We start from the raw sequence: 25720 nt of genomic DNA, 5'->3' as shown, positions 1-25720 counted from the left end.
TTTGTGAATTGATGTGCGATGCTGATCGCTTCCACCAGAAAATAATGATGTATGTTTATAAATTTCAAAGAGGAATATACCCCCTTAAACATCCTCTGTATTTATTGTCTCAAGATTATGTAATTTCAATTTTTAAAAGGAATAGTAATTTCTTCAAGTTCTTCAATAGTACCATTAAAGATATTTAGATCCACATTCCCGTTAATCCCTCTAACAGTCCCCTTCTCGGAAAACTGCCAAAAATTCCAATGATCTTTAAGATCTTCGACCCAAAAATTATAATTGGCAATCCATAAAATATAATTACTAAATTCTTTTTGAAGAAAATCTGTATAATATTTATCTCCTGAATACAAAATAGGCTTTACCCTATAATGTGATTCAACTTCGTCCAGCCACCGTTTTAAACCAACTTTCAGACTGTCCATGGATTGATGTTTAGGCAATTCCTCAATATCTAATACAGGCGGTAGATCTCCTGATTCAAGTTTAACAGTCCTAATAAAATTTTTAGCCTGCTTAACGGAATTTTCATTTGGTCTAAAATAGTGATAAGCCCCTCTTAAATTCGCTCTAGTAGCAACTGCTTTCCAATTATCATCAAATCGATCATCCACCTTACTTTCACCCATCGTTGCCCTTACAAAAATAAAATCTATTGGAAATTGATCATTGATTGTATTAACTTCTATCCAGTTAATATCACCTTGATATTGCGATATATCTAAACCAAAAATCTTATCTGAATGGCTCGACATAATCTCCACATTTCGAATATCATATTTAGCCTCTTTATGAGCAGTTCCTCGAGCTTTCCCCAAAGTACTGAGGTAATATCTAATTCCCGCACGATAATGCCATGCAAACGCTAAAAGAACAAGAAGAATAAAAGCTCCAGAAAATGCGATATACTTCCATCTTTTACCATTGTCATCTGTGATCTCGCCTGATTTCTTGCGCTGAACTTTCTTTTTCTTCATTTGGCAATGAATTTAATCTATCTTTTACAAAGAATCAAAATTAAAATAAACATTTTGTATTTTTGTCTATGATTGTTTACAACCCAAAAGATTGGCTTACTTCAACTCTCAAACTCCATAAAACGGATACTTTCCGTAAATTATTTCCATATCTTATCTTAGCATCTTTATATTCTTGGGGCATTGCGTACCTAGAACTGGAATATCTAAAACTAGCTGAAAAAAGTTGGATTAAAAATATCACAATAGTTCATAGCTTACTTGGATTCGTACTCTCCCTTTTGCTTGTATTTAGAACTAATACTGCATACGACCGTTGGTGGGAAGCTAGAAAACAATGGGGTTCATTAACAAACATCAGTAGAAGTTTATCCTATAAAATGAATGCATTTCTGGAAAGCGATGATAAGGTAAACCGCAGCTTTTATAGGAAAGCAATTCCGCTTTATGCAGAAACACTCTATACCTTTCTTCGTTCGGACTACACCAAATTTATGCTTGATGAAGTGTCACATCCGGAATTAGAAAATCTGGATGATCAAAAACATGGTCCCAATCAGGTAGCATCATTAATTTTTAAAAAAACAAATTCCCTCTATAAAGAAGGAAAAATAACAGGAGATCAATTTCGAATCATCAACAATGAACTTGAATCTTTCACCAATGTATGTGGAGCATGTGAACGGATTAAAAACACACCAATACCGCTATCCTATAACGCATTCATAAAAAAGTTCATCATCCTTTATACAGCAACACTCCCCATCGGATACGTCTTTTCAATTGGTTATTTTGTCATTGCAGCAGTACCATTTATATTTTATGTACTAGCATCATTAGAATTAATTGGAGAATCCATTGAAGAACCTTTCGGAACGGATAGTGATGATTTACCGATTGACAAAATCGCACAGAACATCAAAAAACACTGTTATGAAATCTTACTTCCATAGCCTTTAAAAGTAATTTAAGCCTTTTTTTTAACTAAAATATAGCTTAAAAAATTAATCTCCCTCATTTTCAATGGAGTAAAAAATAAGTTTTGGCGACTAAATGAATTTTTCTACTTTTGTGGCGGAGAGCTGGCAGAGTGGTCGAATGCGGCAGTCTTGAAAACTGTTGACTGTCATAGGTCCGGGGGTTCGAATCCCTCGCTCTCCGCCAAATAACAAAGCCCAAAGCAATTTGGGCTTTTGTCATTTATAGAACTTTATATACTTGCTTAACAAAGAAATGAGCAAAGCGAATGTTTTATTGTAGTATATCCTCATTTGGAATCATGGGATAAACCCTCGCTCTCCGCCAATAAAAAAGCCCAACTGCAAAGTTGGGCTTTTGTTGTTTTTTAAGTATTATTTATCCATACTGATTCGTTCTGTTTTTTCTACTTTTTCATCCTCTTTTGGAAAGCCAGAGCGCATGATCTCATCCCACAAAGCTGAACTTACACCGAATCCGTGTTCTGGATCAGAATAATGATGCAACATATGGTGTTGTTTAATTCGTTTAAAAATTCCACTCTTAAAGTTAGCATGATGCATTGCGTAGTGGCATTCGTCATAAATTAAATAACCAATCATAAAACCCGAAAAGAAAGACGCCAATATAATATCCGAACTAAAAAAGAAAGTAAACAAATAATAAACCAATGCTGCCAAAGGTATACTCGCAGATAATGGCATAACCAATCTTAATCTATCCTTTGGATAATCATGATGTACACCGTGAAAAATAAATGCTATTCTCTTACCCCACTTAGTTGTTGGATGATAATGAAAAACCCAACGGTGTAATGCATATTCGAATAAAGTCCAGAAAGCAAGTCCAAAGACAAAATACTGGATATAACAAAGAATACTCATATCTCCAGGACCTAAAGCAGTCCATGAAAAGTAACCAATTATTGGTAAGTAAAATATTAAAGGAACACTCCAATGGACTTTTGTCAATGATTCTAAAAAATCACTTTTAAACATCCTTGAAGATTCAGTGGAATTTGAAACAAAATTACGCTTTGCCATACAATTAATTTATTAATAAAATTGCTACAGATTATCTTTTGCAAAAATAATAATTATAAAAAAATATATAAAACACCATTCATCAAGTTAAAGTCACATTACTGACTTTTTAAACATAAAAGTTAAACCTATAAAAATATCTATAAAAGAAATCTAATTTAAAAATCATTATTTCATCAATTCTTTCAATTCATCTTCACTAAAAGAGTTTGCACCTTTGATATATTTATATATAATTTCTTTTACATCCCGATGCTGAAGACTATATAGGTGGTCAATTATATAAGATTTATCTTTTTTGATATCATTGCTGTAATTTAAAATAGAAGGTGCATGAGTTTGAACACTCCACCTGATAAAACGAAGTTCAACATTACTAGGTTCTTCCCTAATTAAGGTCTCTAATAAATTTTTACCTTTATTAAATTGACCAAGTTTCCGGAATGGATTACCCATATGTTTAGCAAAAACCATTTCATAAACAGCTAAATAACCTCTATCAGTCGTTTCTTTCGCTTTAGCCCGTAGTAAATTCAGATTATTTTCACAAATACTTTCATCTTTCACTGCTAAAGAATACTCTTTACGAATTTTAAGAAGATTCAATTCTTGTGCTGAAGCATGAGAACCGATCATTAAAAAAAATAAAAGAATCTTAATTGTCATAAATAAAAGGTTTTAAAATTAAATGTGTCAGTTTATTCTTGCTCTCTTAAAATTACTCAAAAAAAGTGCTAAATCTTAAAAAATTATCAGATATAATTCTCATTGGTTAATAGGTTGAAAATACAACGTCAGTAAACGACTACAAATAAAACTAATGAAACCAAAATTGATTAGGAAAACCAATCTAATTACGAGTTTTGCATCATGAAATTACAATTAATACAAACTCCCTCTTGGTTTAAAGTAACTGGTTCGATAATATTAGGAATACTGCTGGGTTGCTTTATTGGGGAGATTCTTTTTTCTTTTTATCAATTGTTGACGTAAAAAGCAAAAAAAAGAATTTCATAACGAATAAAAATTTTCTAACAAAGCTTTCATTACTAATTGTTTTTCAGTATATTTAGATTACCGATTATAAATAAAAAACAGCTGAAGTATGGAAGCAACTTTAGAATATGAAATTTGGGACAGCATTGTTAACAGTGCAAAAACAAGGTTTGATTACAAACATATTTTATCTTTATTCAAAGAAACTGATAGTGAAATCATCGATAAATTTCTATTTCATGTTTTAGTTGCATTCGCATGTGGCGAAGATCATGCAACGATTTCAACAAACCTTTTTAATGAATTACAACAAATTGGTTTTGATTGTAACGAACAACAAATTGACGGGTTTATTGCTGACAAACACGAAACTTTCAGTATTGAAATATATGCCACCTATATTGCTTTTTCACTTTTAGAAGATGGTGAAGATCCTGCAATAATTTCCGCAACAATTCAAGATCTACTGAAGAAGCCAGAGTAAGAAATAATATTTTTTTTCGATTATACGTATAAGTCCTTTGCAAATTTCACCTATTCACTATCTTCGCAAAAAAAAGATGCTAGAAAGGGACAATTCACTGGATATTATACGTAGTGTAGGTTTATTGTGCATTATTCTCGCACATGTAAACCCACCCTTTACAATTTTTCAAATCAGAAACTTTGATGTTCCTTTAATGGTATTTATCTCAGGATATTTATTTGGGAACAAAAATCAAACCTTTAAATCCATAACCGATTTTACAACCTATCTATGGAAACGCTTTTTCCGTCTTGTTGTACCCGTATGGATTTTCTTATCGATATTTTACATCATTCAGTACTTTTTCCCCTTATCCTTTAAGATCAATTACACACAGTTTCCAGATATTATGATTTCGAGCTATCTGCTATTAGATGGCTTTGGCTATGTTTGGATTATACGCATCTTTTTAATGATTGCCATCCTAGGGCCATTGTTCAGTAAAGTCATTAAAAATAAATGGCAATTACTGATTTATTATGCCATTTATGAAATGGTCGTTCAGTTTTCAACTGATTTATTTCAACCAGGCGTACAAAAATACTTCAATCAATTTGGCACCTATAGCTTAGGTTTTCTCATTTTCTTCATGCTAGGAGCACAATACCGAAATTATGATGTAAGAACTAAAACACTATTATTTATCATAAGTGCTTTGATAAGTATTGGAGGCTTGATATATTTTAAATTCCACCTGGGAATACCATTTGATATTGGAGCATTGAAATATCCACCACATTCGTTTTATATTTTTTATGCAGTAAGTATTTTCTCACTTATATTTTGTATAAAACCAACTATTCAAAAATTAAACAAACCTATTTTAAATTTCATAGGCTCTTCAACAATTTGGATTTATCTATGGCATATATTATTTCTATTCTTGATCAATTTAGAAAACTGGTATTTAAATTGGATAGCTATTCTCACACTATCCATTATAGCAACATTTCTACAACAACAACTCATTAACAAAGCAATAAATCACTTTAAAATTCCCGCTAAGCAAGCAAAACAAATACGAATTATTTTTTGTTCCTAGTTTTTTAAGTTACAAATGACAAAACTTAACCAGGATAATATCATATTTTAATGTCAAAAATGTACCTTAGCACTATGAGTAATTACGCAGTTATTTTTGATATGGATGGTGTTATTTGTCACACCAATCCCTATCACGCTAAAGCTTTTGAAGCATTTTTCAAAAAATACAATATTGAAAGTAGTGAAGAAGAATTTCAGGAGCATATGTATGGTAAACACAATAGCTATATCATGCAACATTTTTTCAAGAGAACAATAGCTCCTGATGAATTGATCAAGTTAGAGTTTGAGAAAGAAGAACTCTTTAGAATTATTTATAAAGATCAGATCACACCAATAGCAGGTTACTTAGAATTTTTAGAAGACCTCAAGAGAAATGATTTAAAAACTGGAGTGGCCACTTCTGCACCTAAAGAAAATATGGATTTAATCTTAGATGCACTTCATATCCGATCCAAAATGGGTTCGATCTTATGTAGTGAAAATGTTAGTCATCATAAACCACATCCAGAAGTTTATCTAACGTCCGCTAATAATTTAGAGGTAGAGCCTATAAATTGCGTCGTTTTTGAAGATTCTTTTTCAGGAATTACAGCTGGTCTGAATGCGGGAATGACAGTAGTTGGCGTATTATCTACCCACACCAAAGATCAACTTCCAACCTGTCATGCATACATCAATGACTACACGGAGATATCAACTTACAAGATTTTAGAATTACTAAAAAGGGCTTGATAAAATTATCAAGCCCTTTTTTCTAATCTCTTTTAAGACCGAATTTTTCGATCTTACTATATAAATGACTTCGCTGAATATCTAAATCATCAGCAGTTTTAGAAACATTCCACGTGTTTTTCTCTAATTTATATTTGATAAACTCCTTCTCTGCAAAATCCTTAAAATCTTGAAAAGAAGCAAAGTTATCTAGATCAACCTTTCCACCATTTTGAGTCGTATGGCTAGATCCATTATCCGTATGTGCATGAGAAGAAATAGCATTCACCGTGTTTGAAGGATTTGCAAATGCAATAACATCCCTATCCGTAATAGATTTATCACTTAAAATAATTAAGCGTTCAATCATGTTACGTAATTCGCGAATATTACCCGTCCAAGGAAGATTACTCAACTCTTTTAATGCAGCAGGTGTAATTTCTTTTATTGGAACCCCATATTCATTACAAATTTCTTCACAAAAATTTTTCGATAATAAAGGAATATCATCCACACGTTCAGTCAATGAAGGTACGTGAATAAGAATTACAGAAAGGCGATGGTATAAATCCATTCTAAAATTCCCTTCATCAATCTCTTTAAAGAGATTCTTATTCGTCGCTGCAACAACACGAACATTCACATCAATTTCCTTATCACCACCTACACGGGTTATCTTATGCTCTTGTAAAGCCCTTAACACCTTAGCTTGGGCAGAAAGGCTCATATCGCCTATTTCATCCAGAAAAAGTGTACCATTGGTAGCTAATTCAAATTTACCAAGACGTTGTTTAATAGCGGAAGTAAAAGATCCCTTTTCGTGACCAAATAATTCAGACTCAATTAATTCCGATGGTATTGCTGCGCAGTTAACTTCAATTAAAGGACCTTCTGCACGATTAGATTTCTCATGCAACCAACGTGCAACAAGTTCTTTTCCGGCACCATTTGCACCTGTAATAAGTACGCGAGCCTCCGTAGGTGCAACCCGATCAATTGTTTCTTTAATACGACTAATCGCTTCAGATTTACCTAAGATTTCTTTGGTTTTATAGCTCGTTACCTTTTTCTTTAAAACTTTAGTTTCAGTAACTAATGAGACCTTCTCTAAGCCATTCCTTACCGTGATAAGTAAACGATTTAAATCAAGTGGCTTTTCTAAGAAATCAAAGGCACCTTTTTTAGCGGCTTCGACAGCAGTTTCTATCGTACCATGACCCGAAATCATAATAAAAGGAAGATCTGGATTTGTTTTTTGGGCAGTTGCCAAAACCTCCATACCATCCATCTTATTCATTTTAATATCACAAAGAACAAGATCAATTTTTTCCTTCTTAATGATCTCTAAGGCCTCAATACCATTATCTACATCTAGTATATTATAATCTTCATACTCTAAGATGTCTCTTAGTGAATTTCTGATTGCCCGTTCGTCATCAATAATTAATATTGTACTCATAAAAGTATTATTACTCTTCCTTAAAGGTTATCTAAATTATTGGTAATATAGTAAAAAAGAAGCAAACCTTATAAGCCGGGTTCTGTAAACCGAAAAAATCGGAGTTTCTACCATTTATCTAGGCTAGTCATCACTAACTAGCTCCATCAACCTACCCATTACGAATCTTAGCCTAAACTAAAAGAAGACGAGCAGCCTTCGAATTTCGCAACCTATTTGGTCTTTCAACACACGAGGTTTACCGCAATGTATGTCGCCATACAAGACCGTGAGCTCTTACCTCACGTTTTCACCCTTACTCCGAAAAGCGGTATATTTTCTGTGGCACTTTCTGTCTGCTGTAACAGCATCCTTCCCGTTAGGAAGCGTGTTGCTCTGCGTTGCCCGGACTTTCCTCTCCTCCTCAAGGGAGCAGCGGTAGAACCAGTTTGCTTCTTCTGCAAAGGTAGGATTTAGATTGATAATTATTCCCTATAAATAAAGAAAAGAATGAAATTTTGAATTTAAAGTGCTTGTGCTATAGCATAACCAGATGCCCAAGCCCACTGAAAATTATAGCCTCCCAACCAACCGGTGACATCAACAGCCTCTCCTCCAAAAAACAATCCCCTTACCCGCTTACTTTCTAGAGTCTTAGCATGCAGCTCTGCAGTAGAAACACCACCACGCATTACCTCTGCTTTATCGTACCCTTTATCTCCAGCAGCCTTGACTTTAAATTTATGAATAGTATCAATAATCAATTTTGCATCCGCTTTACTTAAAGATGCTATTTTAGTTTCTAAAGGAAGAAATTTACCCAGTGCCTCCACCATACGTTTAGTAAAGTAATCGTTCAAGATACTCGAAACCAAACGTTTTCCACCTTCATTACGTTCATCTTTGATTATTTTATCCAATTGAAACCGAGGTAAAAGATCAATATAAAACTCTTCTCCAGCACGCCAATAAGATGAAATCTGTAGAATCGCAGGACCACTTAAGCCCCAATGCGTAAAAAGGATGTTCTCTTCAAAACTAATCTTATGATTATAAACTCTAGAAAAAACTGAATTACCAGCTAAAGAAGCATACCATTCAGCCTCCTTTCCTGTAATAGTTAGAGGTACTAAAGCAGGTGCGGTAGGGACAATTGCCATGTCAAATTTCTTAGCCGTACGAATAGCAAAATCAGAGGCTCCCAACTTCGCGACAGGTAAACCTCCGCTGGCCATAACAACTTTCTTTGTCGTTAACTGCTGAATGCCCTTTTCACTTTCCACTGTTAAGACAAAGTCATCCTCAAGCTTTTCTATAGCTTTAACAACCGTGTTTAATCTTATATCCTGATCCGTAGCAAATAAGATCTTAGTAAAAACGGCTACAACATCTTTAGCCTTATTCGAAGAAGGAAATAATTGTCCCAACGTTTTCTCCTCACCAAATATACCATGCGACTCAAAAAAACTCAATGTATCATCTACCGTCCATTGACTAAATGCAGATCTTAAAAAGTCTGCATTCTCAGACACAAAATTATCGATGTCAGTACCCAAATTGGTATAATTACACCTTCCTCCGCCCGAAATTAGAATCTTAGCTCCAACTTTATCATTTCGTTCAATCACTAAAGTTCGCTTACCTAATAATCCAGCTTGAGCAGCACACATGAGCCCACACGCCCCTCCCCCAACTATAATGGCATCATATTGCTTCATATTTATATATTAATAGCCTATTAGTTCATTATCTAATGAAATGACACGGCGTTCCGCCTGACTTTGTATCCCCAGTTCGATAATACGAATAACATCACGTCCTTGTTCTGCTGTAACAATTAGAGGAGTTTTCCCAAGAATAGCATCTGCTATATTTTGGTAATAATCAGGATAGCTGCCTAATTTCGAAGTAACGGTCTCTTCGAGATCTTCGCCATTCCAAAGTAAATTTAATTTACCATAAATAGCTGGATCTTCTTTGCCCCAGTTTGGATCTTCATCAGGAAATGCACCAGCACGTAATAATTCCTCTTGAGGATCAACACCATTTTTAAGGAAGTTTCCGTTTAATGCAAATACAGTGTATCGCGGAGTCGGCTCTTTAGCAAGCATCCCTCCTTTCAAAGAAACACGCATTTCCGGGTAGTAAAGTAGTATTTCAAAATTATCAATTGCCCCCGCTCCAGGTCTTTGAATAGTCAAATCTGCAAATACAGCATTTGGTCTACCGAAGAGTTGTAGCGTCTGGTCAATTAAATGCGCTCCAAGATCATAAAAGATTCCTGAACCAGGCAGATTATCTTCTCGCCACGCACCCGGTCTAAGATGGTTACGGAAACGATCGTAACGAACTTCAAAATTCTTGATCTGCCCCAATCGTTCATCCTTAATCACCTCTTTGATCGTTCTAAAATCTGAGTTGAATCTTAAATTATGATATACAGATAAAATTTTACCACTTTCTTTTGCCAATGCGATCAATTCATCAGCCTGTTCAGATGTATTGGTAAACGGTTTTTCGACTACCACATGTTTCCCTGCTAGCAATGCCTGCTTAGCAAAAGGATAGTGCATATCATTAGAGGTAGCAATAACCACCAAATCAATGGAATCGTCATTTAATATTTCGTCAGCATGATCTACAGCCAACGCTGTAGGATACTTTTCACTTACAATTAATTTTTGCTCCGCTTTGCGAGCAGTTATTTTTACTAATTCTAGGTCAGCAATAGATCGCATCACAGGAGCATGAAATACTTGTCCTGAAATACCAAAACCAATTAAACCAACACGGATTTTTTGAGCCATCATGAGATAAATTACATACGTTCAGGAACTTCAATTCCTAATAAACTCATTCCTTTTGCAATAACTTTTGCTGCAGAAGCCGAAAGGTGCAAACGGAAATTCTTCACTTCTTCAATTTCTGCCTTTAAAATAGTCTCTTCATGATAAAACTTATTGTACAATTTAGCTACATCATAAATATAATTAGACATCTGCGCTGGACTGAATTCTTGAGCTGAGATTGCTATAATACTTGGAAAATTACCCAAAGTCATAATCAAATCACGCTCATAAGCCGATATGGATACTGGCACCGATACTTTCGACTGTTCATCAAAATTTACTTTAGAAAGAACAGACTTAATACGAGCGTAAGTGTATTGGATAAAAGGACCTGTATTTCCTTGAAAATCAACAGACTCTTTCGGATCGAACAATAAACGTTTTTTGGGATCAACTTTCAATAAGAAATATTTCAAAGCCCCCATACCGATGGTATTATAAAGTGCATTTTTATTTTCTTCAGACAAGCCCTCCGTTTTACCCAGTTCCTCTGTGCGCTCTTTCGCTGTTTCGATCATCTCACTCATCAAATCATCAGCATCTACAACTGTACCTTCACGCGATTTCATCTTTCCAGAAGGTAAATCGACCATCCCGTAAGATAAATGGAATAAGCCATCTGCCCAAGATTTACCAAGTTTTTTTAAGATCAAAAACAATACTTTAAAATGGTAATCTTGTTCGTTACCGACCACATAAATAGAATCATTCATCTTGAACTCATCGTATTTCAATTGAGCTGTACCTAAATCTTGAGTAATATATACAGAAGTACCATCGCCTCGCAGGACAAGCTTTTCATCCAATCCGTCGGCAGTTAAGTCAATCCAAACAGAGTTATCTTCTTTCTTAAAGAAAACACCACTATCTAAACCCTCTTGAATGATATCTTTTCCTAACAAATACGTATTTGATTCATAATAATATTTATCAAAGTTAACACCTAGTTGCTTATACGTTTTTTCAAAACCAGCATATACCCAGGTATTCATTGTTTTCCAAAGATCAATCACAGCCTCATCACCAGCTTCCCATTGCTGTAACATCGCTTGTGCTTCTTTAATCAATGGCGCATTCTTCTTAGCCTCATCTTCAGTTTGACCTTCAACTTTGAGTGTTTCTATTTCTTTTTTATATTCTTTATCAAAAACTACATAATATTTACCCACCAAATGGTCACCTTTCATACCCGTAGACTCAGGAGTTTCTCCATTTCCGAATTTTTGCCATGCAAGCATAGATTTACAGATATGAATACCGCGATCATTTACCAGATTGGCTTTTATGACATCATAACCATAAGCCTTTAAAAGCTCTGCAACAGAATATCCTAATAGGTTGTTACGAATATGGCCTAAGTGAAGCGGCTTATTGGTGTTTGGAGAAGAATACTCCACCATTAATTTTTTACCATTCGAAGGAAATACCCCAAAATCAGATTTCACGATAGTCTCGTTTAAAAGAGAAATCCAGTATTCATCCGAAAGACAAATATTTAGAAACCCTTTAATAACGTTAAAATCAGTAATAGCTGAGATATGAGTTTTCAAATACTCACCTATTTCCGTACCAGTCTGCTCAGGAGATTTCTTAGAAAATCGGGTAACAGGAAAAGTTACAATTGTAATTTGCCCCTCAAACTCTTTGCGTGTCTCTTGCAGAGCAATTTGATTTTCAGAAATATCTGCATTATAAAGCTGTTTTACAGCTTGAACAGTGACTTCAATAAGTCTGTTTTGAATAGAATTCGCCATGTAATGATTATGTAAAATATGCAACTCCCTGAAATAGAATACAAAAATAATTCACATTCGCTATTCTTGTATTCATATTGAAAGTATATCTTTGCAAAAATAATAAAAAATGCAGAGCTATCAGGAATTTCTTGACCTAAGTGTTGGTTTTCCGCAAGACGGATTCGAAATCATCGACGACGAATTGTATTTCCACGATTTGAATTTAATGGAAATGATAGAAACGTACGGTACGCCGTTGCGTTTTACTTATTTGCCAATCGTCAGCAAAAAAATTCAACAAGCGAAAATTTTGTTTCAAACCGCAATTTTGAAACACAACTACAGAGGGTCCTACAAATATTGTTATTGTACCAAATCTTCCCACTTCAAACATATTGTTGAAGAGGCATTGAAGAATGAGATTCACTTAGAAACATCATCTGCATTTGATATGCCGATGATCGATTCCTTAGAACGTCAAGGTACAGTAAAAAAAGACATTACAGTGATTTGTAATGGTTTTAAGACATACCAATACAAACAGTATATCATCGACATGATCCATGATGGGTATAAGAATATTATCCCCGTCCTAGATAACAAAGAGGAATTCAATCTCTATGATGATGAAATTGAATTGGATGAACCATGTGCTTTAGGTATCCGTATCGCATCGGAAGAACAGCCAGACTCACAGTTTTACACTTCAAGACTAGGTATTCGTATCGAAGAAGTTATAGAATTCTATAACAACAAAATTGCGAACAATCCTAACTTCAAAGTAAAGCTGTTACATTTCTTTATCAATTCAGGTATATCGGATACCCCGTATTACTGGAATGAGCTAGAAAAATATGTTACATTGTTCTGTAAGTTTAAAAAAGTAAACCCAGACTTAGATACTTTAGATATCGGTGGAGGCATGCCTTTCAAAGATTCATTAGTGCATGATTTTGACTATGAGTACATGGTCAATGAAATTGTGAACAGGATCAAGCAGATCTGTGCACAACATGAAGTAATGGAACCGGATATTATTACTGAATTTGGTAAATATACCGTTGCCGAAGCATCAGGTATCCTTTACAAGGTTTTAGGTCGTAAATTACAAAATGATCGTGAAAAATGGTTTATGATTGATGGCTCATTTATTACAAACTTACCAGATGTTTGGGCTTTAAATCAAAAATATATCTTACTTCCGATCAACAATTGGGATTCTGAATATGAACGGGTAAACCTAGGTGGTATTACTTGTGATGGCCAAGATTATTACAATCAAGAAGCACATACTAGTTCAGTATTCATGCCTAAAACACGTAAATTACAATATCTAGGTTTCTTCCATACAGGAGCATACCAAGATGTATTGAGTGGTTATGGCGGTATACATCATTGTTTATTACCATCTCCAAAGCATGTACTGATTCGCCGTAACCGCGACGAAACATTCAATTACGAAGTTTTTGGTGAGGAACAAAATTCAAAACAGGTTATGAAATTATTGGGCTACCAATAAGCGCGTAGTCAACTCACAATAAAAGGTTAGAAATTTTCATTTCTAACCTTTTTTGTTTTATTTAATATCTGTTATTCATGATTAATTTGTATTTTAGGTATATAATACTTTAACCCAACCATAGTTATGACAGATTCAATTTATAATTGTTTATGGTTTGATGGTCAAGCCCAAGATGCAGCAAACTTCTACTGTTCAGTATTTAAAGATGGAAAAATCATCTCATCCAATTCTCTGGTCGTTATTTTTGAAATTAACAAAACTCGATTTATGGGACTTAACGGAGGTCCATCATATAAACCATCAGATGCTGTCTCATTTGTCGTTGAATGTGAAGATCAACAAGAAATCGATCACCATTGGAATATGTTGACCGCAAATGGAGGTCAAGAAAATATGTGTGGCTGGCTAAAAGACAAATTTGGTTTTTCTTGGCAAATAATTCCTAAAAGAATTCATATGCTCATTTCAAATCCAAAAGCAATGGAAGCTTTGGTCAAGATGAAAAAAATTAATATAAAGGGTTTAGAAGAAGCATGCTAAAATAAGATGAATAACAGACTGAGATCGCCAGTAGTGCTACCAGGAAACTCTTATGCTAAAAATAAGATTATTTGTCTACCCGAAGCACCATTATCATTCGACCCGTCAAAACAATATGCATGCAATTGATATTATATCCATATAAAATATAACAAACCATGAAAGAAGAATTTATCAACTTACCTTTAACTAAAAATGATCAATTAAATCATTTTGAACTTCATATAGGAGAATACCAAGCCTTTATCGCATTCAAAGAAAGACCTAGTAAAGTTTGGCTCATTCATACCGAATCCGACCCTCAATTAGCGGGTCAAGGAGTAGCAACTGCTGTCATTGAAAAAACATTACAATACCTGAAAGAACATCATTACACCCTTTTTCCATTATGCCCTTTGGTATACGCGTATATAAAAAAACATCCAGAATGGAAAGAAATCGTTGACCCAAGTTTTGAAGGATTTCAAGAGGATAAGTAGGTATTAATCATATTTTTAGATCATATTAAAAATAAATGTTTCAACAAATTTCAGTTGCAATCCATAAAATTAAGCTACCTTTGTCGCTTACAAATAAATAAATTAGATTGCAATTTCAAGATTTAAAACTCATAGCACCAATCCTTAAGGCATTGGAAGCTGTTGGATATACTACTCCTACCCCAATTCAGGAACAGGCGATTCCTATTATTTTTAGAAAAAATGATTTATTAGGTTGCGCTCAGACAGGTACTGGTAAAACAGCTGCCTTTGCCATTCCTATACTTCAAATGTTAAGTTATTCAAAAGTTAAAACTGCGAAAAAAAATATTCGTGCATTAGTTTTAACACCCACACGTGAACTAGCAATTCAAATTGAAGAAAATTTCAATCAATACTCCAAAGATCTTCCACTTAAAAGTCTAGTTGTTTTTGGAGGTGTCGGACAACAACCACAACGTGATGCCTTGAAGAGAGGTGTTGATGTGCTTATTGCTACACCAGGCCGCTTACTAGATCTATACGGTCAAGGATATATCGATTTAAAACATTTAGAATTTTTTGTTTTAGATGAAGCTGACCGTATGTTAGATATGGGATTTATCCATGACGTAAAGAAGCTAATTAAAATAATACCTGAAAAAAGACAAACATTATTTTTCTCAGCAACAATGCCACCTGAGATTCAGAAATTAGCAAATCATATTCTTGTTGATCCTATCAAGGTTGAAGTAACTCCAGAATCTACTACTGCAGAAAAGATCCAACAGGAAGTTTATTACGTTAAGAAAAACGATAAAAAAGATTTGTTAATCCATGTTTTAAAGGAGAAAAATATAAATCACGTGTTAGTTTTTTCTAAAACTAAACATGGTGCAGATCGCATCGTTAAAGATCTTGCAAAAAAGAATATTCAATCTGCGGCCATTCATGGAAACAAATCTCAAAGTGCCCGTCAAAATGCCCTTAAAAACTTCAAAGATCGTACACTACGTGTACTGGTTGCTACCGATATCGCTGCACGTGGTATTGATATAGATGAGTTGGCATTTGTAATCAACTATGATTTACCCAATATACCAGAATCATATGTACACCGAATAGGCCGTACAGGTAGAGCAGGTAAAGATGGTCAAGCGATTTCATTCTGCGACGAAGAAGAATATGCATTCTTACTAGATATCCAAAAATCCATCCGTATGGAGATCCCTTTAGTTGAGAAGCATCCCTATGCTTTACATATCTCAGGTGTAGCACCAAAGAAAGCTGGTACAGCAAAGAAATCTGGCAGACCATCATCTACATCCAGAAATGGCCAAAGTTCAAATAACGCTAGTCCTGGAGGAAATAGAAGAAGAACGTCATCCGGTCCAAGATCTGAAAATAGAAACAGAACTTCTTCGAGAAGAAGAGATTCTTAAAGCAAAAAATAATTACAAAAAAAGAGAGGCTTAGCCTCTCTTTGGTTTTTTATTACCATACTCCCGATCACGTTCGAAAGTATTCATATGTCTTTCTTTTTTCACAGGATAAACATCGTCAATAATGATCAAAATCCCTGTTTCTTCAACTTCCCCAAACTCATCGTTAATTGCTGTCCCAAACGATTTCATCGTTGGAGATAGATTCATATAAGTGTTAATCAGAGGAGGAATATTCTCACCCAACGCACGAACCTTACTATTTAATAATTTATAAGACTCCTTATAATCTAATCCATCGAAAATACCTTCAAATTTAGAAAAATCATTTTCACAATTTAAACTTGGGATTGGTACCACTAAATTTTCATGATCAGGGAAGTGATACTCCATGAAATAAAGCAACAAATCACGGGCTTCTTTATTATAATGCGGATACATGGTCACTTTACCGAAAAGATACTTAATATCTGGATTAATCATCACTAATGCACCTAATCCATCCCATAGATTATCTAAAGAAAAGATTCCTTTGCGGTTATCAATTGCTGGTTGAAATTTTGGTTGGACAAAAGACCTGCCTAATTCAATTGTATAGGGCAAATAATCCGTTTTAAATCGTTCGGAAAACTGAAAATAATGAGCTGTTGATAAATTTGGGACACCATCTTTTACCGAAGCATTGGCACATTTGATGACACGATAGCCTGCAACAACTTCTTCTTCTTCAGGATTCCAGGCAATCAATTGATCGTAGCAATCTTCGCATGTATCATTTTCATCAATATCAATTGATAAACCAGTTCCACCACCAGCACCTCTAAACGTCAATTCTCTTAATCGTCCTATCTCCCGCATCACATTAGGTGCATTATGATAGTTAATCAAATATATTTCGTTATTTCCATTGTTGGTATATCGTATAAAAGCATCTTTACCTAATTCTGCCTTTAACAATTTTCTATCAACAGGAGCAATAATTTCTTGCATAATTCTATTTTTCTTGAGACATTCCGTAAACCAATCGCTTCACCTCTTCAGCCCATTTTTTTTCGCCTTTAGATTGATCAAAATGTGTGTAAGATATTTTTTTGCCAATAACAATCGTCACAGTTTGGTTGCGTTGAGAAAACATTTCATCAGGTAGATAAAGCATTTCCAAATTTGCCTTTAAGCCAATCTTCTGTCTTAGCCTTGCAAAATTATAAAAAAAGTTAGAGTTTTTCCCCTCAATATAGACAGGTACGATATCTTTTTTATATTTCTTTGCCTTATTTATAAAACTTTTCTTCCATTCAAGATCTTCAATTCTTCCGTCTCCCTGTTTTCTAGAAACTAAACCCGCAGGAAATACCAATAAAGCACTATCAGACGCGTAAGCTTCCTCTATGGCGGCGATCCCACTTTTTCCTTGTCCCCCTAATTTATTTACAGGTATAAATAGCGGCTGAAGATTACCGACATTCATCAATATATCATTGACTAAAAATTTAACATCTTTACGGTACTGTCCAATAGCATGCATAAAAGCAATTCCATCTAATCCACCTAAGGGATGATTTGAAGCAAAAATAACGCTTTCATCAATCGGAATATTAGCCGCACCTTTTAGCTCAACATTAACGCCTAGATCTTTAATTAAAGCATCAACAAAATCCAAACCTTTCAAGTCCGAAAACCGAGTCATAATATCATTGATATCGTCCTCATGTATAGTTCGTTCCAAATACTTTAATAAAAAAGATGGAATCCATTTTATCAACTTGGGACTTTTCTTGCGAATTACTTCTCTAACTTCAATAAATTTCCGACTTGCAACCTCACTCATAAAATTTCAGTACTATGATTTAACTTCATTATATATTCAAAATATAAATCGCACTTTTGTAAAAGTAGATAAAATTTGTACAATCCATTATCAATAATATATAAACTGTGCAAAGTTAAAGTAAAAATTTAATGACCTTTAATGCAAGAAAGCTTTTTTATTAATAAAAAAGGTTTTCTTTAAACATTTTACTAAATTTAAGGTCAATAGTATACAGATAAATTATCCATATGTATATAGCGAACATTCCTCTTTCACAAAACACGACGATAAAGCAATCTGACACAATTGCTTTTGCTTTAGATCGAATGGAAGATTTCCAATTTCATTTGTTGCCTGTTGTTGATGGTGATAATTATTTAGGATTTATTTCTCAAAATGATTTACTGAATGCCCTTGATGATCAAAATACAATTGCTTCTGTTCATTTAAAAACTGACCCAATTTATATCAAGGCAAATCAACATCCATACGATGCGATCCGTTTAATGACAGCTTATAACATAAGTACTTTACCTGTGTTAGATGAAAACAATAAATTTGAAGGAGTATTGACTTCTTTAGAGTTGGTAAAAACGATTTCAGTATTGCAATCACTAAATGATATAGGAGCAATTATTACCTTAGAAATTGGAATACATGATTTTTCTTTATCTAAAATAGCACATCTAGTTGAAGCAGAAAATGCTCAAATTTTAAACTGTTCAACAAAAACAGTCCCTGAAAATGCAACATTGCTTGTGACAATGAAAGTAAATAAGTCAAACATCGCTTCTCTACTATCTTCCTTCGCACGACAAAATTATAAAGTCATTGCATCTTTCAATACACTGCAAGAATTTGATGATTTAGAAGATCGTTACCAACAACTCATGAATTACATCAATATTTAGCAATACGCTAGTTTTTTCTCATCTTTGGCAAAATAATGCAATCATTACTGCTAGAATAAAAAATACTGTACAATATGAGAATAGCAATTTATGGTAGAGAATTTAGTCCTTCAGTTATTCCCCATGTAAAGCATTTACTGGAATATTTAAATGGGAAAAATGTTGAGATTTGGATCTACGACAGCTTTTATACTTTTCTACAAAAACAATTTGACTGTAATAAAACCTTCTCCACTTACAGCTCTAATGAGAATCTGCCAAAAGACACAGATTTTATGTTAAGCCTGGGTGGTGATGGAACTATGTTATCAGCAGTATCACTAATCCATAATTCCGGAATCCCTATTGCAGGCATAAATTTCGGAAGATTAGGTTTCTTAGCATCCATAAATAAAACAGATTTTGAACCTTCAATTGATCAAATTCTAGCTAAAAACTATAAAATACAAAAAAGAGCATTACTAGCCGTAGAATCGCCTGACAGAGAATTATTTGGCGGAAACAGTAATTATGCCTTGAATGATATTACCGTTTTTAGATATGATAGTTCTGCAATGATCACAGTAAATGCGTACTTAAATGGCGAACTTTTAAACTCCTATTGGGCCGATGGTCTAATTATCGCGACACCAACAGGATCTACGGCATATTCATTAAGTTGCGGAGGACCTATCATTATGCCTGGAAGTGGCAATTTCGTAATTACCCCAATTTCACCACACAATTTAAATGTTCGTCCAGTAGTTATATCATCTGAATTTGAATTAGCATTAGAAATTGAAAGTCGTTCCGAAAAATATATATTGAGCTGCGATTCTAAAAATGAAACAATAGAAAGTAATGTCAAACTAAAAATAACTAAAGCGCCATTCTATATTAATTTAATCAGATTAGAAGGTGAAAGCTATTTTGAAACACTCCGGGAGAAACTACTTTGGGGCTTAGATGTAAGAAATTATTAGCGTTAACATGAATTTGTAATCCGCTATTCGTCAAAAAGATTTATATTTACCGCACGATATTTTAAAGAATCTGGTTAATATAAGTTATCCTTATGCAGCAATACTTAAAAATTAATGAAGAAAAAATTGCTTAATGGCAAGCGCAATTTCTTGAGGATATTAGGAAATTACATTTTTCAAATGAAAATCACACCTGATACAAGGAAATCTGACGTAGCACTTCACACTAATTTAATAATTTAATTGCAGTGGTAGTTTGTATACAACGAAATTAAAATAAGTATACACGATTGAAATTAAAACAGGCATCAGGCCAATTTCAACAACTATCTTACGAAAAAACGATACACTTGTAGCATATATTTAGAAATAAATGTTTTTACCAATCGTGAGATAGGCAGAAGTAAAGAAATAGAAAATGAGCATAATAGATCATATTGACAAAAACAATCTTCCTCAACATATTGCTATTATTATGGACGGCAATGGAAGATGGGCAAAAGAAAAAGGAAAATTACGGATTTTTGGTCATCAAAGCGGAGTAAAAGCTGTAAGAGAGGCACTAGAAGCAACTTTACAGGTTGGCGTAAAACACCTTACTTTGTATGCTTTTTCAACAGAAAACTGGAATAGACCCAAACTAGAAGTAATAGCGTTAATGGAGTTGCTGGTATCTTCGTTAAAAAAAGAAGTGAAAACTTTCCAAAAAAACGGTGTTCGTTTAAATGCAATTGGAGATCTATCTAAGCTCCCTAAAAATTGTCAAGAAAAATTGCAGGAAACAATGAATTTAACTGCCGGCAATGATAAATGTATACTAACATTAGCATTAAGTTATAGTTCGCAGGAGGAAATCGTCCAAGCAACAAAAAAAATAGCAGAAAAAGTTGTTAAAGGAGATCTGAAAATTGAGAATATAACAACCGAGGTATTTCAGGAAAATCTCTACACTTCAAACTTACCAAACCCAGATTTATTAATCCGAACAAGCGGAGAATATCGAATTAGTAATTTTCTTTTATGGCAGATTGCTTATGCTGAATTCTGTTTCCTAGATAAGATGTGGCCTGAATTTGAACAAGAAGACCTTTTTAAGGCAATTCTTGACTATCAAAAGCGAGAAAGAAGATTTGGAAAAACAAGTGAACAGATCTAATCTTTATTAGTAACTTTGCTGACTGATTTTAAACCTTCATATCTGCTGGTTCTTAAATTTTTCTTAATTAACAAAAATTAACAACTGATTGGTGTACTTTAGCATCAATAAAAATTTATAAATGAAGCGCATACTATTTGTTATATTATTTTTAGCATGTACCCAACCACAATTCGCACAAGCTCAAGTGAATGGAACTGCTATAAACCTGAATGACCCCGACCAGATAAGTTATTTATCCCCTAAAGACTATATTATTGGTGGTGTTACTGTTTCGGGAACGCAGCATCTTGACAACAATGTATTAATTACCATCTCCAAACTTGTCGTTGGCCAATATATTGAAGTTCCTAGTGAGGCCACATCAAATGTCGTGAAAGTGATGATGGCACAAGGACTTTTTGATGATGTCCAATTATGGGCTGAAAAAATAGAAGGTGAAACTATTTTTCTAAACATTCGTGTTAACGAAAGACCTCGATTAACCCGTATAGACATTAACGGTTTAAGTAAAAGTCAAACAGAGGAAGTTCGTAAAAGATTAAAAGATAACGCAGGTAAAGTTGTCAATGAAAACTTGATCAATACAACACGCAATACAATTCAACGTTTTTTAAGAGAGAAAGCTTATTTATATCCAGAAATTAAGATTAGTACTATTAAAGATACTACTCAAGCTAATAATGAGATATTAATTGCTGATGTTGACCGTAAAAATAAAGTTCGTGTTAAAAAGATAACATTTACCGGAAATAAGGAATTCACACAAAAACAGCTTCGTAAGAACTTAAAAGGGGTTAAGCAAAAAGCTTGGTTCCGTATTTTTGGACCTGGAAAATTCAAAGAAGAAAAATATAAAGAAGCAAAAGAAACCTTAGTTGCGAAAATGCAAAACAAAGGTTTCCGCGATGCCGAAATTATCCAAGATTCCGTAATTAAAGTTGATGATAAAAATGTCTTAGTCAATATCGATGTGTATGAAGGCCCTAAATATTATGTTGGTAATATTAAATGGTCAGGAAACGCAAAATATACAGACACAGTTTTAAATAGAATTTTAGGAATCCGTAAAGGTGATATTTTTAGTGAAGAAAAATTAACGACTAAATTGATGGGTGGAGGAAGAAATAGTGATGATATTTCTTCTCTGTATATGAATGATGGTTATTTGACATTCTCAATTGATCCTGAACAAACGCGTATTTATAACGATACAATTGATTTAAATTTACGCGTATATGAAGGTGCACAGTTCACCATCAACAATATTATAGTAAAAGGAAATGACGTGACCAATGATCGCGTAGTATTAAGATCTATTCGTACAAAACCAGGTCAAAAATTTTCAAAAGAAGCTATCATGACTTCTGTTCGTGAAATTGCACAGTTGGGTAATTTTGACGAACAGAAAACAAATCCAGTTCCAGAAAATATTAACCATGCTGAAGGAACCGTAGATATCGTTTATAACGTTACAGAAAAACCTTCCGATCAAGTTGAACTATCAGGCGGTTACGGTGCTGGACAAATTATCGGTACCTTAGGTTTAACGTTCAATAACTTCTCGACAAGTAACTTCTTTGATAAGAGCTCTTGGAAACCACTACCACGCGGTGATGGACAAAAATTGAGTGTTCGTGGACAAACTTCAGGTAAACGTTACCAATCTTATAGTTTCTCATTCTCAGAACCTTGGTTAGGCGGTAAAAAACCAATTTATTTTGGTCTTAGCGCATATACATCAAGCTCTTCTTACGGAGGTTTTAACTACTATACAGGAGAGCAGATGGTAAAAGATTCAGATCTTAACCGTATCTGGATGACTGGTGTTACCGCAACATTAGGTAAGCGTGTACAATGGCCAGACAACTGGTTCCAGGTAAATACTTCCCTTTCGTTCCAACGTTACAAATTACAGAACTATTCAAACTATTTCTTGTTTGACAACGGTACTGCTTACAACATTAACTTAACACAGGAAATCAGCCGTAATACGATTGATGCACCGATTTACCCTACTTCAGGGTCTAATCTAAAGTTTTCAGTACAACTTACGCCTCCATATTCATTGTTTAACAAAATTAACTACGAAACATCTGCACCGGAAGTTAAATACAAATGGACTGAATACCACAAATGGAAATTTGATTCACAATGGTATGCAAAGATTGCTGGTAAATTGGTGTTCAAAGCACAGGCACAGTTCGGTTTCTTAGGTAGCTACTCCAACAAAACAGGAATCTCTACATTTGAGCGCTTCAAACTAGGTGGTGACGGTATGCAAGGATTTGATTTCCTACAGGGATCTGAAATCATCGCGATGCGTGGCTATGCAAATGGTTCCATTATTCCAGAAGGAACACAAAACGTTAATATCGCTATGCGTTCAGGTAGTCCAATTTACACCAAGTACCAAATGGAATTGAGACATCCTGTCATGTTAAATGAACAAGCAACAGTCTTTGTATTAGCTTTTGCTGAAGCTGGTAATACTTGGAACAAATTCTCTGAATACAATCCATTTAAAGTAAGACGCGCAGCGGGTGTTGGTGCACGTATCTTCTTACCTATATTTGGTATGTTAGGTATCGATTACGGTCACGCATTTGATCCGATCCCAGGTTTACAAAGTAGCCAGTGGAAACAAAATTTCACATTCAGTATCATGCAAAATATGGGCGGGTTTTAATCGCTGGATTTATCCAACCCTCAGGTACTATCAAAATAAAAAGAAAGGCTTTCACCATTGTGAAAGCCTTTCTTTTTACCACCAATTCCTAAAAGGGTTGAGAAGTTTGTTTTAAACACTAAGTTTTCAATTATTCTAAAAACGCGTTTCATCTCCTATGCCAAAAGTATAAAATACCATACTCACATCCAGCAACTCGATTATAACCCCCTCGAAAAAGCACCTATAAAAAACGATTATAAGTGATACTACTAATTTAACGGAACAAATAAAAAACACGCATTAAATGCTACATATCATTGATAATATTTCAATAAAAGTTCCAACAAAAAAAAATGATAATTCATCAAATCATCATTAATCACTAGAATCTATACTACTCATAACATGAAGGAAAAAGGGCAAACAAGTTAAATAGTGTTAAACCCGAAAAATATCGCATAGATTGCTTCTTTTTTATTATTTTTGGGCAGTAAGTTTACTGGAGATGATTTTCCCAAATTAAACTATTGGGTTTATCCATGGTCTTAAAGTAAATTAGTGTTAAATAATATATTATAGTCTATAAAACTTTCAGAGAATATGAAAAAAATAGTTTTAGTAATAGCATTTGTCGTAGTTACCATATCAGCTACTTTTGCACAAAATTTTGCCTATGTTAATTCAGAATATATTTTAAAGCATATCCCTGAATATACAGCCGCACAAAAACAGTTAGATGATCTTTCTCAAAAATGGCAACAAGAGGTAGATCAACAATATGCTGAAATAGAAAAAATGTATAAAGCTTATCAGAATGATCAAGTTTTACTAAATGAAGATATGCGCAGACGTCGCGAAGATGAAATCGTGAAAAAAGAAAAAGAAGTAAAAGATTATCAAAAACAAAAATTTGGTTTTGAAGGCGAGTTATTTAAACAACGTCAGCAACTGGTTCAACCTATACAACAACGCGTGTCCAAAGCAATTCAAGATATAGCACAAGCGCAAGGATTCGATCTTGTATTGGATAGAGGTCAAGAAGTAACATTCCTATATGCAAATCCAAAATTGGATAAAAGTAATGACGTCATTATTAAATTAGGATTAAAACCTAATTCAGCACTTGCAAACTAAATATTAGTTTATTAATATTGCGAGAACAAATACCAGTAGTAGTAAGTATTAAATTAGAAACACAAAAATTTGTCTCATTATAATTTGAAGAGACGATTTAAGATTAAAATGAAAAGAATGAGAAATTTATTTAAAGGTGCTATTGCATTTGTAGCAGTTATTTTCGCTACTCAGTTAGCTCAGGCACAACAAAAAATTGGTCACGTTAATTTAGCTGAAGTAATTCAGGCAACACCAGAATTCAAAACAGCGGAAGGCCAATTGAAAACTTTAAGCGACGGAAAAACGAAAGAGCTTCAAGATATGTATGCGATGTATCAAACGAAACAAAAAGAAGCAAATGATAAAGCACGTAACAGAAGCGAAGCAAACAAAGAGACTGTTGATGTTGAATTACAAAAATTAGGTACTGAACTACGCGATATTGAAACTCGTATCAACGAAAACCAACGTGTTGCTCAAGAAGAATTAAACAAAAAAGAAGAAGAGTTGATTTCTCCTATTCATAGAAAAGTATCAGATGCACTTACTGCTGTATCTAAAGAAAAAGGATTTGCTTATGTTTTTGATATCTCAAGCACAAACATTCCTTATTTCCAAGGCGGAGATGATTTAACACCTGCTTTAAAAACAAAATTAGGTATTTCTGCAACAGCTGCTCCTGCAACTCCAGCAAAAAAATAATTAATTAAATCCTGAAATAAATTCAGGTTATAAAAAAACAGCAGTCCCTTCAAGGTCTGCTGTTTTTTTTATGACCTTACCTTACCTTACCTTACCTTACCTTACCTTACCTTACCTTACCTTACC

Annotated in this window: 23 protein-coding genes, 1 tRNA gene and 1 other RNA gene; 15 read left to right on the top strand and 10 right to left on the bottom strand. The window is 34.0% G+C overall.

The features are described from left to right. Window positions 1–125 precede the first annotated feature (125 nt). Complete coding sequence (locus WH188_RS00125; RefSeq protein ID WP_132772018.1) at window positions 126–980, bottom strand: glycoside hydrolase family 25 protein; 855 nt, start codon at window positions 978–980, stop codon at window positions 126–128. A 68-nt stretch (window positions 981–1048) separates the two neighbouring features. Here WH188_RS00125 and WH188_RS00120 point away from each other — a divergent pair, with 68 nt between their 5' ends. Beyond that, on the top strand, window positions 1049–1933 hold the full coding sequence (locus WH188_RS00120; protein WP_132772019.1) for a bestrophin family protein: 885 nt from the start codon (window positions 1049–1051) through the stop codon (window positions 1931–1933). Window positions 1934–2056: 123 nt separating this feature from the next. Beyond that, window positions 2057–2144 (top strand) — tRNA-Ser (locus tag WH188_RS00115). A gap of 188 nt (window positions 2145–2332) precedes the next feature. On the opposite strand, the gene WH188_RS00110 is transcribed toward WH188_RS00115, so the two are convergent. Beyond that, the gene (locus WH188_RS00110) at window positions 2333–3001 is read right to left on the bottom strand and encodes a sterol desaturase family protein (protein ID WP_237682864.1); all 669 of its coding nucleotides are present in this window, start codon (window positions 2999–3001) and stop codon (window positions 2333–2335) included. 168 nt (window positions 3002–3169) lie between these two features. Continuing rightward, window positions 3170–3667: a hypothetical protein gene (locus WH188_RS00105; protein ID WP_132772020.1), complete on the bottom strand. Its 498-nt coding sequence runs from the start codon at window positions 3665–3667 to the stop codon at window positions 3170–3172. Between the two features lie 439 nt (window positions 3668–4106). On the opposite strand from WH188_RS00105, the gene WH188_RS00100 reads away from it, so the two are divergent. The 3 genes from WH188_RS00100 to WH188_RS00090 all read left to right on the top strand — a co-directional run bounded on the left by WH188_RS00100 (window position 4107) and on the right by WH188_RS00090 (window position 6302). Further along, window positions 4107–4481 carry a hypothetical protein gene (locus WH188_RS00100; protein WP_132772021.1) on the top strand — a complete coding sequence of 125 codons (375 nt, stop codon included), beginning with the start codon at window positions 4107–4109 and terminating at the stop codon, window positions 4479–4481. Window positions 4482–4557: 76 nt separating this feature from the next. Further along, complete coding sequence (locus WH188_RS00095) at window positions 4558–5565, top strand: acyltransferase family protein (RefSeq protein ID WP_132772022.1); 1008 nt, start codon at window positions 4558–4560, stop codon at window positions 5563–5565. Window positions 5566–5639: 74 nt separating this feature from the next. Then, window positions 5640–6302 (top strand): HAD family hydrolase, encoded by a 663-nt coding sequence (locus tag WH188_RS00090; protein ID WP_021188276.1) that lies wholly within the window; start codon window positions 5640–5642, stop codon window positions 6300–6302. 22 nt (window positions 6303–6324) lie between these two features. On the opposite strand, the gene WH188_RS00085 is transcribed toward WH188_RS00090, so the two are convergent. The 5 genes from WH188_RS00085 to argS form a co-directional block, all read right to left on the bottom strand. Then, window positions 6325–7740 (bottom strand): sigma-54-dependent transcriptional regulator, encoded by a 1416-nt coding sequence (locus WH188_RS00085; RefSeq protein WP_132772023.1) that lies wholly within the window; start codon window positions 7738–7740, stop codon window positions 6325–6327. A 55-nt stretch (window positions 7741–7795) separates the two neighbouring features. Then, window positions 7796–8174, bottom strand: an RNA gene (gene rnpB, locus WH188_RS00080) — RNase P RNA component class A. 69 nt (window positions 8175–8243) lie between these two features. Beyond that, window positions 8244–9437, bottom strand: a complete 1194-nt coding sequence (locus tag WH188_RS00075; protein ID WP_132772024.1) for an NAD(P)/FAD-dependent oxidoreductase — start codon at window positions 9435–9437, stop codon at window positions 8244–8246. Between the two features lie 9 nt (window positions 9438–9446). Further along, entirely contained in the window at window positions 9447–10529 is a 1083-nt protein-coding gene (locus WH188_RS00070) for an oxidoreductase (protein WP_237682863.1), read from the bottom strand. An 8-nt stretch (window positions 10530–10537) separates the two neighbouring features. Continuing rightward, complete coding sequence (gene argS, locus WH188_RS00065) at window positions 10538–12322, bottom strand: arginine--tRNA ligase (protein WP_132772025.1); 1785 nt, start codon at window positions 12320–12322, stop codon at window positions 10538–10540. Between the two features lie 109 nt (window positions 12323–12431). Here argS and WH188_RS00060 point away from each other — a divergent pair, with 109 nt between their 5' ends. The 4 genes from WH188_RS00060 to WH188_RS00045 all read left to right on the top strand — a co-directional run bounded on the left by WH188_RS00060 (window position 12432) and on the right by WH188_RS00045 (window position 16266). Then, window positions 12432–13823, top strand: a complete 1392-nt coding sequence (locus tag WH188_RS00060; protein ID WP_132772026.1) for an arginine decarboxylase — start codon at window positions 12432–12434, stop codon at window positions 13821–13823. 126 nt (window positions 13824–13949) lie between these two features. Then, window positions 13950–14366, top strand: a complete 417-nt coding sequence (locus WH188_RS00055) for a VOC family protein (RefSeq protein ID WP_132772027.1) — start codon at window positions 13950–13952, stop codon at window positions 14364–14366. 158 nt (window positions 14367–14524) lie between these two features. After that, entirely contained in the window at window positions 14525–14845 is a 321-nt protein-coding gene (locus WH188_RS00050; RefSeq protein ID WP_132772028.1) for a GNAT family N-acetyltransferase, read from the top strand. Between the two features lie 107 nt (window positions 14846–14952). Next, entirely contained in the window at window positions 14953–16266 is a 1314-nt protein-coding gene (locus WH188_RS00045) for a DEAD/DEAH box helicase (protein ID WP_021188279.1), read from the top strand. A 30-nt stretch (window positions 16267–16296) separates the two neighbouring features. Here the strand turns inward: WH188_RS00045 and WH188_RS00040 are convergent, their stop codons facing one another. Both WH188_RS00040 and WH188_RS00035 read right to left on the bottom strand, forming a co-directional pair. Further along, window positions 16297–17256: a GNAT family N-acetyltransferase gene (locus tag WH188_RS00040; RefSeq protein WP_021188280.1), complete on the bottom strand. Its 960-nt coding sequence runs from the start codon at window positions 17254–17256 to the stop codon at window positions 16297–16299. 4 nt (window positions 17257–17260) lie between these two features. Next, complete coding sequence (locus WH188_RS00035) at window positions 17261–18094, bottom strand: 1-acyl-sn-glycerol-3-phosphate acyltransferase (RefSeq protein ID WP_132772029.1); 834 nt, start codon at window positions 18092–18094, stop codon at window positions 17261–17263. A 230-nt stretch (window positions 18095–18324) separates the two neighbouring features. Here WH188_RS00035 and WH188_RS00030 point away from each other — a divergent pair, with 230 nt between their 5' ends. The 6 genes from WH188_RS00030 (at window position 18325) to WH188_RS00005 (ending at window position 25594) form a co-directional block, all read left to right on the top strand. Further along, on the top strand, window positions 18325–18987 hold the full coding sequence (locus tag WH188_RS00030) for a CBS domain-containing protein (RefSeq protein ID WP_132772030.1): 663 nt from the start codon (window positions 18325–18327) through the stop codon (window positions 18985–18987). A gap of 74 nt (window positions 18988–19061) precedes the next feature. Next, the gene (locus tag WH188_RS00025) at window positions 19062–19949 is read left to right on the top strand and encodes an NAD kinase (protein WP_021188282.1); all 888 of its coding nucleotides are present in this window, start codon (window positions 19062–19064) and stop codon (window positions 19947–19949) included. A gap of 418 nt (window positions 19950–20367) precedes the next feature. After that, window positions 20368–21105, top strand: coding sequence for an isoprenyl transferase (locus WH188_RS00020; protein WP_132772031.1), 738 nt, complete (start codon window positions 20368–20370; stop codon window positions 21103–21105). A gap of 121 nt (window positions 21106–21226) precedes the next feature. After that, on the top strand, window positions 21227–23794 hold the full coding sequence (gene bamA / locus WH188_RS00015) for an outer membrane protein assembly factor BamA (protein ID WP_132772032.1): 2568 nt from the start codon (window positions 21227–21229) through the stop codon (window positions 23792–23794). Window positions 23795–24376: 582 nt separating this feature from the next. Then, window positions 24377–24910: an OmpH family outer membrane protein gene (locus WH188_RS00010; protein WP_132772033.1), complete on the top strand. Its 534-nt coding sequence runs from the start codon at window positions 24377–24379 to the stop codon at window positions 24908–24910. Window positions 24911–25027: 117 nt separating this feature from the next. Continuing rightward, a complete protein-coding gene (locus WH188_RS00005) occupies window positions 25028–25594 on the top strand; it encodes an OmpH family outer membrane protein (protein ID WP_031287178.1) in 567 nt (188 codons plus the stop codon). The last annotated feature ends 126 nt before the right edge of the window (window positions 25595–25720 follow it).

The sequence above is a fragment of the Sphingobacterium sp. MYb388 genome (assembly GCF_037479535.1).
In the GTDB taxonomy this organism is placed as follows: Bacteria; Bacteroidota; Bacteroidia; order Sphingobacteriales; family Sphingobacteriaceae; genus Sphingobacterium; species Sphingobacterium anhuiense.
Note: the sequence above shows the minus strand (reverse complement) of the source record. Positions and strands in the feature narration are given on the sequence as shown.

What these genes read in the sequence shown, in the direction of transcription:
- bamA (WP_132772032.1), top strand. Translation starts at nt 21,227, where the DNA reads ATGAAGCGCATACTATTTGTTATATTATTTTTAGCATGTACCCAACCA.
- WH188_RS00095 (WP_132772022.1), top strand. Translation starts at nt 4,558, where the DNA reads ATGCTAGAAAGGGACAATTCACTGGATATTATACGTAGTGTAGGTTTA.
- WH188_RS00055 (WP_132772027.1), top strand. Translation starts at nt 13,950, where the DNA reads ATGACAGATTCAATTTATAATTGTTTATGGTTTGATGGTCAAGCCCAA.
- WH188_RS00030 (WP_132772030.1), top strand. Translation starts at nt 18,325, where the DNA reads ATGTATATAGCGAACATTCCTCTTTCACAAAACACGACGATAAAGCAA.
- WH188_RS00105 (WP_132772020.1), bottom strand. Translation starts at nt 3,667, where the DNA reads ATGACAATTAAGATTCTTTTATTTTTTTTAATGATCGGTTCTCATGCT.
- WH188_RS00100 (WP_132772021.1), top strand. Translation starts at nt 4,107, where the DNA reads ATGGAAGCAACTTTAGAATATGAAATTTGGGACAGCATTGTTAACAGT.
- WH188_RS00120 (WP_132772019.1), top strand. Translation starts at nt 1,049, where the DNA reads ATGATTGTTTACAACCCAAAAGATTGGCTTACTTCAACTCTCAAACTC.
- argS (WP_132772025.1), bottom strand. Translation starts at nt 12,322, where the DNA reads ATGGCGAATTCTATTCAAAACAGACTTATTGAAGTCACTGTTCAAGCT.
- WH188_RS00060 (WP_132772026.1), top strand. Translation starts at nt 12,432, where the DNA reads ATGCAGAGCTATCAGGAATTTCTTGACCTAAGTGTTGGTTTTCCGCAA.
- WH188_RS00025 (WP_021188282.1), top strand. Translation starts at nt 19,062, where the DNA reads ATGAGAATAGCAATTTATGGTAGAGAATTTAGTCCTTCAGTTATTCCC.
- WH188_RS00090 (WP_021188276.1), top strand. Translation starts at nt 5,640, where the DNA reads ATGAGTAATTACGCAGTTATTTTTGATATGGATGGTGTTATTTGTCAC.
- WH188_RS00010 (WP_132772033.1), top strand. Translation starts at nt 24,377, where the DNA reads ATGAAAAAAATAGTTTTAGTAATAGCATTTGTCGTAGTTACCATATCA.
- WH188_RS00075 (WP_132772024.1), bottom strand. Translation starts at nt 9,437, where the DNA reads ATGAAGCAATATGATGCCATTATAGTTGGGGGAGGGGCGTGTGGGCTC.
- WH188_RS00020 (WP_132772031.1), top strand. Translation starts at nt 20,368, where the DNA reads ATGAGCATAATAGATCATATTGACAAAAACAATCTTCCTCAACATATT.
- WH188_RS00035 (WP_132772029.1), bottom strand. Translation starts at nt 18,094, where the DNA reads ATGAGTGAGGTTGCAAGTCGGAAATTTATTGAAGTTAGAGAAGTAATT.
- WH188_RS00085 (WP_132772023.1), bottom strand. Translation starts at nt 7,740, where the DNA reads ATGAGTACAATATTAATTATTGATGACGAACGGGCAATCAGAAATTCA.
- WH188_RS00005 (WP_031287178.1), top strand. Translation starts at nt 25,028, where the DNA reads ATGAGAAATTTATTTAAAGGTGCTATTGCATTTGTAGCAGTTATTTTC.
- WH188_RS00125 (WP_132772018.1), bottom strand. Translation starts at nt 980, where the DNA reads ATGAAGAAAAAGAAAGTTCAGCGCAAGAAATCAGGCGAGATCACAGAT.
- WH188_RS00040 (WP_021188280.1), bottom strand. Translation starts at nt 17,256, where the DNA reads ATGCAAGAAATTATTGCTCCTGTTGATAGAAAATTGTTAAAGGCAGAA.
- WH188_RS00110 (WP_237682864.1), bottom strand. Translation starts at nt 3,001, where the DNA reads ATGGCAAAGCGTAATTTTGTTTCAAATTCCACTGAATCTTCAAGGATG.
- WH188_RS00050 (WP_132772028.1), top strand. Translation starts at nt 14,525, where the DNA reads ATGAAAGAAGAATTTATCAACTTACCTTTAACTAAAAATGATCAATTA.
- WH188_RS00070 (WP_237682863.1), bottom strand. Translation starts at nt 10,529, where the DNA reads ATGATGGCTCAAAAAATCCGTGTTGGTTTAATTGGTTTTGGTATTTCA.